The organism is Embleya australiensis, from assembly GCF_051903075.1.
Taxonomy (GTDB): domain Bacteria; phylum Actinomycetota; class Actinomycetes; order Streptomycetales; family Streptomycetaceae; genus Embleya.
The window spans coordinates 2,620,516-2,636,678 of the sequence record NZ_CP182423.1 but is presented as its reverse complement, the minus strand read 5'-3'; the positions used below and the strand labels follow the sequence as shown (position 1 = coordinate 2,636,678).

The window sequence follows — 16,163 nt, the reverse complement described above, 5'->3', positions numbered from 1 at the left end:
GCCGAACGGGCGACCACCACCGGCGACCGGCCCTGCGGGGCATCCGACCACCCACACGGAGCGGACATGAGCACCGATCGAGAGCCGGTAGAACCCACACAGCGCATCCGGGCGATCTTCGACGCGGCCCGGGTCGACGGCTTCCTGCACGTACGCGACCTCGACACCGCCGACGAGGTCGCCTACCAGGCCGACGACCGGGTCGTGCTCGCGTCGGTCCTGAAGGTGCCGATCGTCCTGGAGTACGCCCGCCAGGCCGCCGACGGCCGGCTCGACCGGGCCGGCCGGCACCTGGTCACCGCCGCCGACCGCGAAGGCGACGGCATCGGCACCGACGGCTGTATGTACGACGTGGAGATGAGCGCGCGCGACCTCGCCTTCATGATGATCACCCAGAGCGACAACGCGGCGACCGACATCGTGCTGCGCCTGGTCGGCCGGGACAACGTGCGGGCCACGCTCGACGCGCTGGACTGCCGCGACACCTCCGTCAGCGGCTGCAGGGACCTGTTCGAATCGGTGCTGGACGATCTGGGTGTCGACCCGAGCGGCAACGTCGACGAGCAGGTCGCCCGGGCCACGCCCGAGCAGATCCGGGCGCTGACCGTGCGCGACCCGAAGCGCACCGCCGCGACCACCCCGCGCGAGATCACCAAGCTGCTCGCCGCGATATGGCGGGACGAGGCGGGCTCCGCCGAGGCCTGCGCCGAGGTGCGCGACATCATGGGCCGGCAGATCTGGCCGCACCGGCTCGCGTCCGGTTTCGCGGACGAGATCCGGGTCTCCGGCAAGACCGGCACCCTGTGGGGCGTGCGCAACGAGGTCGGCGTGGTGGAGTACCCCGACGGCAGGCGCTACGCGGTGGGCGTGTTCCTGCGCCTGGAGTCGCTGGGCTTTCGCGCGCCCGCGGCCGACGCCTCGATCGGGCTTGCGGCCCGCGCGGCGATCGACCACCTGCGCGCCTGATGACCGGGGTCGGGTCCGGCGGCGCGTGCCCTGTCGCCGGGCCCGATACCCCGACCCGCGTCCCGACCCGTCGGCCGGCCCTCACGGCGGGTCAGGACGCGGGCTCCTCCGCTGTGCGGGCCACGTACACGGTGTTGGTGGCCGTACCGCCCTGGAGCGGGTTGTCGAAGTCGACGACGTGCGCTGCCGAGTCGACGAAGACCTCGCCGAGCACCGCGCCGAACTCCAGGTCCGGCGGGTCGTTGGACCACAGCGCGAACACCCCGCCCGGACGCAGCCGATCGGCCAACGCGCGCAATCCTGCGGGCCGGTACAGCGCGGCGTGGCTCGGGTGCAGCACGTGGCGCGGGGAGTGGTCGACGTCCAGCAGGATCGCGTGGAAGCGCCGACCCGGCTCCTGCGGATCGAACCCGCTCGCCTCGCCCGCCAGTGCGAAGAAGTCGCCCTGGACCAGCCGGCAGCGGGGATCGCCCGCGAGGCCGGCGCCGAGCGGGACCAGGCCGCGCCGGTGCCAGTCGATCACCTCGCCGAGCGCGTCGACCACGATCAGCTCGCGTACGCGCGGATCGTCCAGCGCCGCGCGGGCGGTGTAGCCCAGGCCCAGACCGCCCACCACGACGTCGAGTTCGACATCGGGCAACTCGGCCAGGCCCAGCCGGGTCAGCGCGATCTCGCCCGCTGTGAACAGGCTGGACATCAGGAACTCGTCGCCGAGCTTGACCTCGTGCACGTCCTCGCCGGAGACCGGGTCGCGCCTGCGGCGCAGACTGATCTCGCCCATCGGCGTCGTCCGCCAGTCGAGTTCCTCGAAACGCGCGCTCATCCGTGCACCCTCAACCGTGTCGGTACCATCCACCGGCCGCGCCGGTGGGCGGAAGCCTATGGTCCCGGGCGCCCCGCCGCCGTCGGGCTCGCCGTCGGGCGGGCGGCAGGCCCTCCGGGTGGCCGGTCAGCCTACAGCCGCCGCTCGGGTTGCCGGACCGGTCGCCCCGCACCCGGCGGGGTCGGCGATCAGCCCCAGGCGGCGCGTTCGGCCTCGCGCGGGGCGAGCACGGTGGTCGTGGTCGGCGCGTCGAACATCCGTACCGGCCGCCGCGCGTCCCACGGTTCCCAGCCGGGATCGCCGGTCTTGGCGAACCGCACCCAGGCGGCGTGCATCTCGTCGGCGAGGGATTGCGGCGGCGCGTCCCCGGTGAGCGAGGTCCACGCGCCGGAGTCGAGCCCGTCGAAGACGAACGGCAACTCCATCGCGTGCGCGGCACCGAGGTCGCACACGGGGCTGCGCCAGGCGAACTCGTAGACGTAGGTGGCTACTCCACGATCCAGCCGGGCATCCGCGAGGCGGTTGATCGGCAACCGAACCAGCAGATCCGTGGCCAACGCGCCGAGCAGTTCGCCGCGCCCGGCGCCGGGTCGGGCCGCCCGGTACGCGGCCAGGATCCGCCGGCCGATCCGGAACTTCAGCCGCGCGCCCGCGAACAACACCGGCCCGACCCGGTCGAGCAGGCCGGTGGGCACGAACCACAGCCGGTATTCCTCGGTGTTCGAGCCGAGCAGCAACCCGATTCCGGAGCCCGCGCCGGCCAACAGGGCCGCCTGCGGGTGGGTGGGCACCAGGTCGTCGCCGATCGCCGGCGCGAACCCCGCGCCGCCGGTCGTCATCGGTGTGCCGCCGGTGGTGACCGCCTGTTCGGCGGCGACCAGTTCGTCCGGCGGCACCTCGGCGAACGCCGCCCGGGACCCGGCACGGCCCAGCCGCTTGGCCACCGACTCGGTGATCCGCCCGGCCTTCGCGGGCGGCAGCGCGTCCGGCATCCCGCTCTGCAGGATCGCGCGCACGAACAGCGCCTCGGCGTCCGAGTGCGCGACCAACGCCCCGAGCAGGATCGATCCGGCGGACTCGCCGAACACGGTCACCCGCGCCGGATCGCCGCCGAAGGCCGCGATCTCCGCCTGTACCCAGCGCAGCGCGGCGACCACGTCGGCGAGGCCGACATTGCGCGGCGCGCCGTCGAGCACGGAGAAACCCTCCGACGCCAAGCGATAGTTCACCGCGACGTACACCACGCCGTCGCGGGCGAACGCCGCGCCGTCGTAGCCGGGCAGCGCGTTCGCCCCGTGCGCGAGCGAGCCGCCGTGCACCCACACCATCACCGGCAGCCCGCTCGCGTCGGCCGGCGCCCAAACGTTGAGGTTGAGGTATTCGTCGCCCTCGATCACCACTGTCGGCAGCAGTTCGCCCAGGGCTCCCCGGTACGGCGCCTGCGGCGCGGTCGGGCCCATCGTGTCGGCGTCGCGCACCCCGGCCCAGCCCGGGTGCGCGACCGGCCGCTCGAAGCGCGACTCCCCCACCGGCGCGGCGGCGTACGGAATGCCCAGCCAGCGATGGATGCCGTCGGCCAGGGCCACGCCGCGAAGCGATCCGGCGGAGATCGTCACCGTGGCCCGCCCCTGCTCGGCTTCCGGGGGAACGCTCATGACTGGCCATCCGATCCGCGGGTCGGCCCGCTCGACGATTCCGGCAGATCGGCCGAGGGTAGCGAAGCGGGCCGCCGCGAAGTCGCGGGCGTCCGGCCCTCGGGCGGCACCGGAACGGGCTCTGCCACTTCGGATTTTCCGCGCATTCCGGCCACGCACACCATCATTCGATGACACCGTGTTGCCGGGCGGACACCGACCGCCATGCCCGGTCGACCACGCCCTCGTCCGAAACGTTCGCGAAGTGGGGAAGGACCGACGTGAGTTCACACGAAACGCACACGACCAGCCTGTATCCGGAAGTGGACGAGGCGACCTTGGCACAGTTGGTCGAGGCGTTGGAGAGCGGGGACACCACACGACTCGCGCCCGCGCGGGCCGCCGAGATCGAGGAGGCCCGGGCGCTGGTCCGATTCACCCCGGTGCGGGTGCCCGGTGCGGACGGCACCGAACTGGACGGCGCGCTCTGGCTGCACCCCGGAGACCGACCTCGGCCGGTGGTCGTGATGCCGTCCCCGTGGACGCACCTCGGCTGGCTCCTCTACGTGGCCCAGGCCACCCGGTTCGCGCTCAAGGGATATCACGTACTGGCGTACACCGCCCGGGGGTTCGGCCTGTCCAAGGGCAACGTCGAGGTGGCCGGCCCGCTCGACGTCCAGGACGGAATCGCGGCGCTCACGTTCGTATTGTCCCGAATCGACGGCGAGGCGAGCGGCATCGGCTTCCTCGGCGACTCGTACGGCTCGGGCATCAGTCAGTTGGTGGCCGCGCACGATCCCCGGGTGACGGCGGTGGTGGCCCTGAGCACCTGGGGCGACCTGGGCGCGGCGTTCTACGAGAACGAGACCCGGCACACCGCCGCGGTGGAGACCCTGCGCAAGGCCGCGGCCGAGAAGCGGCTCAGCGAGGACACCCGCACCCGGTTCGACAACGTGCGCGACAACGAGGACATCGAGGGCACCCTGGAGTGGGCCAGGGAGCGCTCGCCCATCCACCACATCGAGGCGATCAACAATCGTGAGCGACCGCTGCCCGTCCTGTTCGCGAACGCGTGGCACGAGACGCTGTTCCCGACCAACCAACTGCTGACCATGTTCAACGCGCTGACCGGCCCCAAACGCCTCCTGCTGTCCATCGGCGACCACTCCGCGCCGGAGATGTCGGGCATCGTCGGCCTGCCGAACCGGATCTGGGAGGAGGCCCACCGGTGGTTCGACCACTACCTCCTGCGTGTCGACACCGGCGTCGACCTCGAGGACGAGGTGGTCACCGAGATCATGTGGAGCAAGGCCCTGGAGGAGCAGCCCACCTGGGGCGCGGTCACCGGACGCACCGAGCGGCTGTACCTGTCCGCGCCGCAGAACGGCGGCGACGGCACCCTGTCCGACAAACCCGGCGCCGACGGCGAGGTCGCCTTCGCGGCGGGTACGGACACCCCGGCCACCGTCGCGGACAAGATCATCGGGACCGGGAACGCGGAACTGGCCGGCAACCCGAAGGTATACCCGACCGCCGAGATCGACCGGGCGCACGCGGGCGTATGGGCCACCGCACCGCTCCCAGTGACGGCCAAGCTGCGCGGCGTGCCCCGGCTACACCTGACCTACACGGTCGACGCGGCCGAATCGACGCTGATCGCCTACCTGTTCGACGTCGACGCCGAGGACAACGCGCACATCATCACGCACGCGCCGTTCACCGAGCTGCGCGGCGAGAGCGGTCGACCGGTCTCGGTCGACATCGCGCTCCAGGCCACCGGCTACGACGTGCGGGCCGGCCACCGGGTGATGCTGGTCATCGACACGATCGATCCGTTCTACGGCGACGCCACCGACGGCGACAGCACGATCTCGCTCACCCTCTCCGACGAGGATCCGTCCCATCTGGAGCTTCCGCTGAGCTGAATCGGGCACGCCCGGCTGCCCGGCCCGTCCGGGTCGGGCAGCCGGTGCGCAAACTTCGTGGAGACATTCTCCGTTGGGCGCAACTTGCCTGCCCGATAAGGAGTTTGACAGATTTTGCCGACCCCGCGAAGCCGCATTGTTCGGGACACCGCAGACGTGTGAGCGTTTGCCGATCGGGCACGAACCCGGCGGTCACGCTCGTCGGCGGTTCGCTCACGTCGCGAATTCGCGTACGACGAAGGCCGGTTCGTGGTCGAGGTCTACCTTCCACTCAAGGAGCCTCGATGAATCGCAAAACGGTGACGGCCGGGACTGTCCTGGCCGTACTCGCCGGATTGGCGGTCTCCACCACCGCACAGTCGGCGTCCGCCGACCCGTCTCCCCCTCCCGGCTCGCAGGCATTGGCGGTAGCCGCCGCCGACCAGGCCGTCTCCAGCGGTCTGGACACCCTTGCCAAGGGTCCCGACGAGCAGTACCAGCGCCAGACGGTGACCCCCTGGGTCAACGGTCTCTACTCGGTCGCGTACGAACGCACCTACCACGGCCTTCCGGTCGTCGGCGGGGACGCGGTCGTGCTGGCCGACAACCAGGGCCGGGTCCGCGCGACCCAGTCCGCCACCGGTACCCGCATAGCCGCGAAGACCACGGCCACCATCGACGCGAGCGCCGCGGAGGCGACGTCGAAGGCCCGGCTCGCCGCCGTGGACAAGGTGGAATCGCACCGCCTGGTCGTCCGGGTCAAGGACGGCGTGAGCAACCTCGCCTGGGAAACCGTGGTCGTCGGCCGTACCGCGACCGCGCCCAGCCGCCTGCACGTCTTCGTCGACGCGAGCACGGGCACGGTGCTCGACCAGATCGACGACGTGAAGGCCGGCACCGGCAACAGCCAGTGGAACGGCCCGAATCCGCTGACCATCGACACCACCAACTCGGGCGGCACCTACTCCCTGCGCGACCCGAACCGGCCGGGCCTGACCTGCGCCGACTACAGCACCGGCACGGTCTTCTCCAAGTCCACCGACTCCTGGGGCAACGGCCAGGCGTCGAGCAAGGAAACCGGCTGCGTCGACGTCATGTGGGCGGCGCAGAAGGAATGGAACATGCTCCGCGACTGGCTCGGTCGCAACGGCCACAACGGCACCGGCGGCAGCTGGCCCGTCAAGGTCGGCCTGAACGACGTCAACGCCTACTGGGACGGCTCCTCCGTCTCCATCGGCCACAACCAGGCCAACCAGTGGATCGGCTCGATGGACGTCGTCGGCCACGAATTCGGCCACGGCATCGACCAGTTCACCCCCGGCGGCGCCGGAACCGAACCGGGTCTGGGCGAGAGCACCGGCGACATCATGGGTGCGCTGACCGAGGCGTACACCAACGAGCCCTCCCCCTACGACACCCCCGACTACACCGTCGGCGAAGCCGTGAACCTGGTCGGCCAGGGCCCGATCCGCTACATGTACAAGCCGTCCACCAACGGCGACCCCGACTGCTACAGCTCCTCGATTCCCAACACGGAGGAGCACGCGGCGGCCGGACCGCTCAACCACTGGTTCTACCTGCTCGCCGAAGGCACCAACCCGGGCGGCGGCAAGCCGACCAGCCCGACCTGCAACAGCAGCACCCTGACCGGGGTCGGCATCCAGCAGGCCGGCAAGGTCTTCTACGGCGGCATGCTGCTCAAGACCAGCGGCATGACCTACAAGAAGTACCGCACGGCCACGCTCAACTCGGCCAAGACGCTCGACGCGACCTGCGCGCTGTTCAACAAGACCAAGGCCGCCTGGGACGCGATCAGCGTGCCCGCGCAGACCGGTGACCCGACCTGCACCGGCGGTCCCGCGCAGAACGACTTCTCGATGAGCTTCAACCCGAACTCGGGTACCGTACAGCCCGGTTCGTCGATCACCGCGACCCTGGGCACGACCGTCACCTCGGGTAACGCGCAGTCCGTCTCGCTGACCGCGGCCGGGCAGCCGGGCGACGTCACCGTGGCCCTGAGCCCGAACCCGATCCAGTCCGGCGCCTCCTCGACGCTGACCGCGACGGCCGCGGCGGGCGCCGCGAACGGCACTTATGTGATCACCGTCACCGGTACCGGGCCCAACGCCACGCACACCGCCCAGTACACCCTGACCGTCGGTACCGGCGGCCCGGGCGGCGACGCGATCAAGAACGGCGGCTTCGAACAGGGCACCGCCAACTGGACGCAGAGCGCGAGCGACATCACCAACAGTTCGCAGAACGCGGCACACGGCGGCACCTGGTACGCGTGGATGATGGGCTACGGCTCCACCGCCACCGAGACCCTGTCGCAGTCCAACGTCGCGATCCCCAACACCGCCGCACCCACGTTGAAGGTGTGGATCAAGACCACGACCCAGGAAACGGGGTCCACGGTCTACGACACGCTCAAGGTGCAGATCAACGGCACCACCCTCGCCACCTACTCCAACGTCGGCGCCACCGGTGCCTACGTGCAGCGCACGGTGGACCTGAGCGCCTACAAGGGCCAGACGGTCACCCTGCAGTTCGCGGGCGCCGAGGACTCGTCGCTGACCACCACGTTCCTCGTGGACGACGTGACGATCTCCTGACCGCGCGCGACCGATGACGGCCCTGCTTCCGGCGCCCCACGCCGGGAGCAGGGCTTTCGGACGTACCGGGCGGGTTCGCGGGTTTGGCCGCCCGCCGATCCGGCGACCATCTCGCCCACGGTGGCCGTACCCCGCACGGGCGGGCGCGCGGCGGCCGGATCGCTACGCCGCGCGTCTGGAGAACGATGGCCTCGAATCAGTCCGTGCCCTGGGTCGGCGCGTGGCGGGTGCTGCGCAATCCGCGGATCTGGGTGGGCCCGTCGATCATCGTCGGCCTGCTGGCGTTCCTGCTGTCGATGCTCTACATGGGCGGCATCCTCGATCCGCGCGGGGACCTGCGCAAACTGCCGATCGGCGTGGTCGACGCGGATCGCGGCACCGGGGACGGGACGCCGAGCCTGGGCGCGCGGATCACCGCCGGGATTGCCGCCTCCCCCGGCGGCGCGGTGTCCTGGAAGCGGCTGGACGAGGCGGCGGCCCGCCGTGACCTGGCCTCGGGCAAGCTGTACGGGGCGATCCTGGTGCCGGCCGACTTCACCGCGTCGGTGGCGGCGCTGAACGCACCCGCGCCCAACCCGCCCGCGCCGACCCGCCCGGCGATCCTGGTGCTGACCAACCCGGGCGTGGGCAGCCTGGCCTCGTCGCTGGCCGGCTCCATCGCGCAACAGGCCGTGCACGGCGCGTCGTTGCAGCTCGGCGCGACGCTGAACGCGAGCGCGCCGACCGGGCCGGACACCGCCGCCGGCCGGCTGCTGCGCGCCGATCCGATCGCCGCCGTGGTGACGGTCGGCCACGGCATCGGCCCCCGCACCGGCCTGGGTCTGACCGCGTTCTACTACACACTGCTCCTGGTGCTCGCGGGCTTCCTGGGCGGCAACATCATCGGCAACATGGTCGACGTCGCACTGGGCTACGTGGCGAGCGAGATCGGCCCGTGGCGTACCGAACGACCACTGGTGCACATCACCCGTACGCACACCCTCGCGGTCAAGTGCACGATGTCGGCGGTGTTGTCCGTGCTGACCGCCACCCTGATCATGGTGGCCACCGTCGGCATCCTGGACATGGACGCCGCGCATCTGCCGCTGCTCTGGATCTTCTCGGTCTGCGCGACCACCGCGGTCGGGATCGGCGTCCAGGCGATCAACGCGGCCTTCGGCGGGATCGGCCAGTTGGTGAGCATGTTCGTGTTCATCGTGCTGGCGCTGCCCTCGTCCGGCGCGACCATCCCGCTTCAGGCGCTGCCGCCGTTCTACCGGGTTTTGTCGGTCTTCGAGCCGATGCGCCAACTCAGCGACGGCGTCCGGGCCATCCTGTACTTCGACGCCCGCGCCGACGCGGGACTGACCCGGGCCTGGATCGGCATCGGGTTCGGGATCGTCGCCGGGCTGGTCTTCGGTTTCGCGATGACCACCTACTACGACCGCAGGCAACTGCACCGCATCCCGCCGAAGACCGAGTAGTCGGCAGCGGGTCCGGGTGCTGCGCGCCCGGCTCGCCGACCCCACCCCATCGACCCCCGGAGCCGAACATGCTGCTGCACCTGGTACTCGCCACATGGAAGCCTGACGTCCGCGCCGATGACGTCGCGGAACTCGCCGCTTCGGTCCGCCGGTTCGCCGACCGGCGAACTCCGCAACCCGATGGTGGCGCCGCCGACCCGGCCGTGACCACCCCGACCGGCGGCCCGCTCCGGCGGGGTCCGCCGGTCGGGTGCGTGCCGGTCGATCAGGGGCCCACCGCGGCCAGGCCGGCGGCGTCGCGGCGAGCGGCCCGCCGGTCGTCCCCCGTTCCGGTCCGGGTCGCCCGGCGGTGCAGGGTCGCGGCCTCGCGGGCGTAGCGGTGCACCGGGAACTCGTCGGCCGCCGCGCCCAGGATCCGTACCGCCGTCGTGCTCGTCTCCATCGCGGCCTCCACGGCGACCAGTTCGGCCACCGACGCCTGGCGGGTGTACGACAGGCCGGCGTCACGACGACGGGCGGCGTCCAGGTACATCGCCCGGGCCGAATCGATCGCACCCGCGCATTCGGCCAGGACCCCGCGATCGGGTCGGGCGGCGCAGTCGGTCGCGATCTCCAGCGCCGCCTGGGCCAGTCCGGTCGCACACGCCGCCGCGCCGAGCCGGCCGGCGTCCAGGATCTCGAACGCGATCCGCAGGCCCCGGTCCCGCACTCCGATCAGCCGTTCGGGTTCCAGGTACACGCCGTCCCAGTAGGCGGTGGTGGTCGGGAAGGCACGCAGCCCGAGCGACTGCTCGGGCGGGCCGAAGTAGAGGTATTCGTCGGCGCCGGGCGCCAGGAAGCACGAGACGTCGGGCCGCGCCGGGCCGGTGCGGGCGAACACGGTGTGGAAGTGCGCCCGGCCGCCGTGCGCCAGCTCGACCTGGGTGCCCACCATCAGGTGACCGCCCCTGGTCCGCTCGGCCCGACAGGCCACCGCCGACGGGTCGGCGCCCACGTGCGGCTCGGCACGGCCGTGGCCGCCGATCAGCGCGCCGTCGAACATCTCCGGCAACCACTGCTCGCGCTGCGCGTCGGTGCCGTGCACGGCCGCCGGCAGGCACGCCAGCGTGTGCACGTGTACCGCGTCGGCCAGCCCCACCCAGCGCGCGGCCAACTCCTCCAGGACCTGGAGGTAGACCTCGTACGGCTGGCCGCCGCCCCCGTAGCGCACGGGGTAGGGCAGCCCGGAGAGCCCGGCCCGGCCGAGCGTGCGGAACAACCCCGTGGGGTAACGCGCCTCGGCCTCACAGGCGCCGGCCCGAGGCGTGAGCTCCCGATCCGCGAACGCCCGCGTGCGGGCGATCAGGTCATGGGCGGCATCAGAGGGCAGCAAACGGTCGACAGGCACGGGCGCCTCCCAGGGCCGACGGACGGCCCGGCCAGAAATCCGGGTCGGACGCCGAAACCCGCACGGCACCCCCCGCACCGGAGCCGCCCGAACCAACCCCGGGAAGCCCGGGACACGTGGGCACGGTAGAGCGCCGGCCCCCACCCACGGATCGTCCACCACGACAAACCCGACCCCTTTCCTTCGTCGCCCCCACCCACCGCCGGCCCCGGTCCCACCCGCCCCCGCGCCTCCGCAGGCCCCCGTCCCCCCTCCGCGAGCCCTCGCCGCGGTGCCCGTGGGCCCTTGTCCGCCCCCTGGGGTGTGCGCGAACGTTCGGTGGGGGTGTGTCGTCGTGGCTTTGTGCCCGGTTACGGAAACCATCGACAGCATTGGTCATTCGGACGAAGCACTCGGTGCGCGCCGCCGCCTAGCGTCGCTGACACACCGACCGGAAGGATTCGACATGGGTTCCGACCTGCACACCCGCGCCGTCGTCGCGGATACGCACAACGACCTGTTGATGGCGGTGGTCGAGCGACCACCCGGACGTTGGGCGAGCTTCTTCCGCGAGCAGTGGTTGCCGCAACTCCGCGAGGGCGGGGTGGACGTACAGGTGCTGCCGGTCTTCGTGGACGACCAGTTCCGGCCCGAGGGCGCGCTGCGCCGCACGCTGCGCATGGTCGAGTGCGCGCACGCCATCGCCGAGGGCAACCCGGACGACGTGCGCCTGTGCCTGAACGGCGACGACATCGACGCGGCGCTGGCCGAGGGCCGGATCGCCCTCGTCCTGGCCCTGGAGAGCGCCCCCGGCGTGGACGCCGACCTGGAGCTGTTCCGCACCCTGTACCGCCTCGGCGTCCGGGTCGCCTCGATCGCGCACTGGGGCCGCTCCCCGCTCGGCGACGGCAGCGGCGAGGATGCCACCGGCAGCCGGCTCACCCACGCCGGCGTCGAGGCGCTGCGCGAGATGGAGCGCCTGGGCATCGTCTTCGACATCTCCCACCTGGGCGCCTCCGGCGTCGCACACGTATTGCAGGAGGCCACCCGCCCGCTGCTCGCCAGCCACTCGGCGGCCCGGGCGCTGTGCGACCACCACCGGAACCTGACCGACGAGCAGATCCGGGGCGTGGCCGCCACGGGCGGTGTCGTGTGCGTCAACTTCGTGCCGGACTTCCTGAGCACCGAGCGCGCCGAGCAGACCATCGACCGCGTCGTGGACCACATCGAGCACGTGATCGGCGTGGCCGGCATCGACCACGTCGGAATCGGCCCCGATTTCCTGCGCGAGGTGCTGGCCGACATCACCCCGCCGTGCTGCGAGGGCGTCGACTACACCGGCGTGGACACCTCGACCACCCTGCCGGGCCTGGACGGTCCGGCCGAACTCCCCGCACTGACCGAGGCGTTGGTCCGGCGCGGCTTCGGTGAGAAGGAGATCATGGCGATTTTGGGCGGCAACGTACAGCGGCTGTTCCGCGCCGAGTTGGGGCGGGCCCGATGACCGGCCCGACGACCGACCCCACGCCCGGCGCCACGAGCGCCGTCTCCGCCTTCGACACCGACGCCATGCTGGCCGATCTGGCCGAACTGGTGACGTGCGAGTCCTTCTCCGCCGACCTGGCCGCGGTCGCCCGCAGCGCCGAGGTGGTCGCCGCGCAGGGCGCGCGCCTGCTCGGCGCCCAACCGCGCCGGATCGTGCTCGAAGGCGTGACCCACCTCCAGTGGACCTTCGGCACCCCGCGCGTATTGCTGGTCGGCCACCACGACACGGTGTGGCCGATGGGCTCGCTGACCACCCATCCGTGGTCGGTGCGCGACGGAATCGCCCGGGGGCCGGGGTGCTTCGACATGAAGGCCGGCCTGGTCCAGATCTTCCACGCGCTCGCCTCGCTGGACTCGCTCGACGGGATCGGCGTGCTGATCACCGGCGACGAGGAGGTCGGCTCGACCAGCTCGCGGGGGCTGATCGAGGACGCCGCACGGGGCTGCGCGGCCGCGTTCGTCCTGGAGGCGTCCGCCGACGGCGGCGCGCTCAAGACCGCGCGCAAGGGCGGCTCGCAGTACGAACTGGTCGTGCACGGCAAGGCCGCGCACGCCGGTCTGGAGCCGGAGAAGGGGATCAACGCCGCCATCGAGGCCGCGCACCTGGTGCTCGCCCTCGACGGCCTGGCCGACGTGGTCGACGAAGGCGCGACGGGCGACTGGCGCACCACGGTGACCCCCACCGTGGTGCGGGCGGGCGCGGTGTCCAACACGGTGCCGCCGCACGCGGCGGTGACGGTCGATGTACGGGTGCCCACGCGCAAGGCGCAGGACCGGGTCGACGAGCTGATCCGCGCGCTGCCCACGACCGTGCCGGGTGCCCGGGTCGAGGTGTTGGGCGGAGCCAACCGCCCCCCGCTGGAGGACACTTCCTCGCGCGCGCTGTTCGACCTCGCCGGCCTGACCGCGGCCCACCTGGGCCTGCCGCCGCTGCGCTCCGCGGCGGTCGGCGGCGCCTCCGACGGCAACTTCACCGCCGGCATCGGCTGCCCCACCCTCGACGGCCTGGGCGCCGTCGGCGGCGGCGCGCACGCCGACCACGAACACGTGATCGTGGCCGAACTGGCCCCGCGGGCCGCGCTGCTCGCGGGCCTGATCGACGCGGTGCGGCGATGAGCGCCCCCGTGCTCAGCGCCCCGGCCATCCGGGAGCTGCACGAGCTCGACGAACTCGAGGCCGTCTGCGCGCTGTTCTGCGAGATCTGGGGCACGCCGGCGAACAACCCGCCGATCAACGTGGAGCAGATGCGCGCGTTGTCGCACGCGGGCAACTACGTCGCCGGCGCCTACGCCGACGGCCGGCTCGTCGGCGCGACGGTCGCCTTCTTCGGCGCGCCGATCGCCCGCACCATGCACTCGCACATCACCGGCGCGCTCCCCGGCCACGCGGCGGGCCTGGCGCTGAAGCTGCACCAGCGCGACTGGGCGCTCGATCGCGGCCTGCACCGGATCACCTGGACGTACGATCCGCTGATCGCCCGCAACGCGCACTTCAACCTGGCCAAGCTCGGCGGTGTGATCGACGCCTACCTGCCCAACTTCTACGGCACCGTGGACGACGCGATCAACGCCGGCACCGACACCGACCGCGCCATGGTCGGCTGGGACCTGGCCGAACCGCGCGTGGTCGCCGCGGCCCGCCGCGAGTCGATCCCGGTGGTCGTACCGCCCGGCGCGGTGGCCGCGCTGACCGACCGCGACGGCCGGCCCGTGCTCGGCCGCACCGACGCCGAGGACCTGCTCGTCGGCGTCCCGGCGGACATCGAGAAGTTGCGGCACACCGACCCGGCCACGGCCCGGGACTGGCGACTCGCGCTGCGCGAGGTGCTGGCCGGGTTGCTCGCCGACGGCGCCCGGGTGACCGGCTTCCACGGCCGGTCCCGATACGTCCTCACCCGCGGGCCGGTCGCATGACCTGCCACCGAACCACCTCGAACCGATCAGGAGTCCAGGCACCATGAAGATCAACGCAATCGAACTGCGCCGGATCGCGATGCCGCTGCGCGCGCCGTTCCGCACCTCCTTCGGCGTCGAGACCGCCCGCGACATCGTGCTGGTGCGCGTGGTCACCCCCGAGGGGGAGGGCTGGGGCGAGTGTGTGGCGATGTCCGAGCCGCTGTACAGCTCGGAGTACGTGGACGCCGCACTCGACGTGCTCAAGCGATTCCTGATCCCCGCGCTGCCGGAAAAGGTGGACGCGCGGGCGGCGAAGCGGGCGATGAAGCCGTTCAAGGGCCACCGGATGGCGAAGGCGGCGCTGGAGACGGCCGTGCTCGACGCGCAACTGCGGGTCTCCGGCGAGTCGTTCGGCTCCTTCCTGGGCGCGTCGCGCGATCGGGTGCCGTGCGGGGTGTCCGTGGGCATCATGGACTCGATCCCCGAACTCCTGGAGTCGGTCGGCGGGTTCGTCGAGGAGGGCTATGTCCGGATCAAGCTGAAGATCGCGCCGGGCTGGGACCTGGCGCCGGTGCGCGCGGTGCGCGAGCGGTTCGGCGACGACCTGCTGCTCCAGGTGGACGCGAACGCCGCGTACACCCTGGCCGACGCCCGGCAACTGGCCAAGCTGGACGACTTCGACCTGCTGTTGATCGAACAGCCGCTTGCCGACGACGACCTGGTGCAACACGCCGCGCTGGCCAAGCAGTTGAAGACCCCGGTGTGCCTGGACGAGTCGATCGAGTCGGTCGAGCACGCCGCCGCCGCGATCACCCTGGGCGCGGCCTCGATCATCAACATCAAGCCGGGCAGGGTCGGCGGCTACCTGGAGGCCAAGGCCATCCACGACCTGTGTGTGGCGCACGGCGTGCCGGTCTGGTGCGGCGGCATGTTGGAAACGGGCCTGGGCCGCGCCGCGAACGTCGCCCTCGCCGCGCTCCCCGGCTTCGTGCTCCCCGGCGACACGTCGGCCTCGCGCCGCTACTTCGCCACCGACATCACCACGCCGTTCGAACTCGCCGACGGACACCTCGACGTGCCCACCGGCCCGGGTCTGGGCATCGACCCGATCCAGGACATCCTGGATTCGGTGACCACGTCCAGCGAGTGGATCAAGTTCTGAGACGTCGGGAGCCTTCCCCGAGCGCTCACTGAACGACCCGCGGCGCCCGGACGATCGACCGGTCGTCGGATCACCATCCGATCCGACGACCGGATCGTCCGGGTGCTTCGGCATGCGCATCGGGCGCCGAACGTGCCCACCGGCCCCGGCACGGGCCCGCCATCCGCATCATGAGACACGGTGGACGAGGCGTGGCGGGTGTGCGAACTTCGATGTCATGCGGCGTCGGGCGATTATTACCGACGGCGTGCCGACACCGGGCTGACCAGGACGAACCATTCCCTGCGGCCCACCGTCCGCACGCAGACCTCTCGCGCTTCGCGAGGGGTCTTTCTGTTTTCTCCGACGGTTCGCATCGAAACCGCGCATCCTCCCCCACCCACGACAGGAGCACAGCGACCCATGGTCGACGACGGCACCCAGGTCCTCGATGTCGCTCGGTACGCCCCACCCGCCCAACGGCTCGGCCCACCGGACCAATCCCGAACCGCCGAACCGGAGATCGCCCACCTGGTGGCCCGCATGCGTCATCACCAAGGCTCGCTGGCCCGGGTCGCCTCCGTCCTCAACAACCACGGCGTCCACCGACTGACCTACACCTCGACGGACCTCGGCGCCGCCACGGTCGAGGTGAGCGTGCATCCGCGCGATGCCGCCCGGGTCGAGGCCAGACTGCGCCGGCTGGTGGAAGTCACCGAGGTGACGCGCCTGTCGGCCGACTGACGCGCGCCGCGCCGGGCCGCCGGTGCCCCCGTCCGCACCCGGGCGGGGGCGCGGCGATTCCCCCGTT

General features: G+C 71.9%; 11 protein-coding genes and 1 pseudogene. 9 read left to right on the top strand and 3 right to left on the bottom strand.

What is annotated here, in order from left to right; translation table 11 throughout:
- Positions 1-66: 66 nt before the first annotated feature.
- Positions 67-966 (top strand): serine hydrolase, encoded by a 900-nt coding sequence (locus ACMXN5_RS41710; protein WP_439680083.1) that lies wholly within the window; start codon positions 67-69, stop codon positions 964-966.
- A 91-nt stretch (positions 967-1,057) separates the two neighbouring features.
- On the opposite strand, the gene ACMXN5_RS41705 is transcribed toward ACMXN5_RS41710, so the two are convergent.
- Entirely contained in the window at positions 1,058-1,789 is a 732-nt protein-coding gene (locus tag ACMXN5_RS41705) for a spermidine synthase (RefSeq protein ID WP_439680082.1), read from the bottom strand.
- A gap of 188 nt (positions 1,790-1,977) precedes the next feature.
- Positions 1,978-3,444 carry a carboxylesterase/lipase family protein gene (locus tag ACMXN5_RS41700; protein WP_439680081.1) on the bottom strand — a complete coding sequence of 489 codons (1,467 nt, stop codon included), beginning with the start codon at positions 3,442-3,444 and terminating at the stop codon, positions 1,978-1,980.
- Positions 3,445-3,704: 260 nt separating this feature from the next.
- On the opposite strand from ACMXN5_RS41700, the gene ACMXN5_RS41695 reads away from it, so the two are divergent.
- The 3 genes and pseudogenes from ACMXN5_RS41695 (at position 3,705) to ACMXN5_RS41685 (ending at position 9,405) form a co-directional block, all read left to right on the top strand.
- Positions 3,705-5,348: a CocE/NonD family hydrolase gene (locus ACMXN5_RS41695; RefSeq protein WP_439680080.1), complete on the top strand. Its 1,644-nt coding sequence runs from the start codon at positions 3,705-3,707 to the stop codon at positions 5,346-5,348.
- A gap of 284 nt (positions 5,349-5,632) precedes the next feature.
- Positions 5,633-7,513, top strand: a pseudogene (locus ACMXN5_RS41690) (M4 family metallopeptidase); the annotation flags it as partial.
- 614 nt (positions 7,514-8,127) lie between these two features.
- Entirely contained in the window at positions 8,128-9,405 is a 1,278-nt protein-coding gene (locus ACMXN5_RS41685) for a DUF3533 domain-containing protein (protein WP_439680079.1), read from the top strand.
- Between the two features lie 265 nt (positions 9,406-9,670).
- Here ACMXN5_RS41685 and ACMXN5_RS41680 read toward each other — a convergent pair whose 3' ends face one another.
- Positions 9,671-10,792, bottom strand: a complete 1,122-nt coding sequence (locus tag ACMXN5_RS41680) for an acyl-CoA dehydrogenase family protein (RefSeq protein WP_439680078.1) — start codon at positions 10,790-10,792, stop codon at positions 9,671-9,673.
- 445 nt (positions 10,793-11,237) lie between these two features.
- Between ACMXN5_RS41680 and ACMXN5_RS41675 the strand changes: the two genes are divergently transcribed.
- From ACMXN5_RS41675 to ACMXN5_RS41655, 5 genes are all read left to right on the top strand, one after another.
- On the top strand, positions 11,238-12,275 hold the full coding sequence (locus tag ACMXN5_RS41675) for a dipeptidase (RefSeq protein WP_439680077.1): 1,038 nt from the start codon (positions 11,238-11,240) through the stop codon (positions 12,273-12,275).
- A gap of 65 nt (positions 12,276-12,340) precedes the next feature.
- Entirely contained in the window at positions 12,341-13,432 is a 1,092-nt protein-coding gene (locus ACMXN5_RS41670; protein WP_439681397.1) for a M20 family metallopeptidase, read from the top strand.
- A complete protein-coding gene (locus ACMXN5_RS41665; RefSeq protein ID WP_439680076.1) occupies positions 13,429-14,229 on the top strand; it encodes a GNAT family N-acetyltransferase in 801 nt (266 codons plus the stop codon). Before ACMXN5_RS41670 ends, ACMXN5_RS41665 begins: the two co-directional genes overlap by 4 nt.
- Positions 14,230-14,272: 43 nt before the next feature.
- Positions 14,273-15,373 (top strand): o-succinylbenzoate synthase, encoded by a 1,101-nt coding sequence (gene menC, locus ACMXN5_RS41660; RefSeq protein WP_439680075.1) that lies wholly within the window; start codon positions 14,273-14,275, stop codon positions 15,371-15,373.
- 402 nt (positions 15,374-15,775) lie between these two features.
- Positions 15,776-16,096, top strand: coding sequence for a hypothetical protein (locus ACMXN5_RS41655; protein WP_439680074.1), 321 nt, complete (start codon positions 15,776-15,778; stop codon positions 16,094-16,096).
- Positions 16,097-16,163 lie beyond the last annotated feature (67 nt).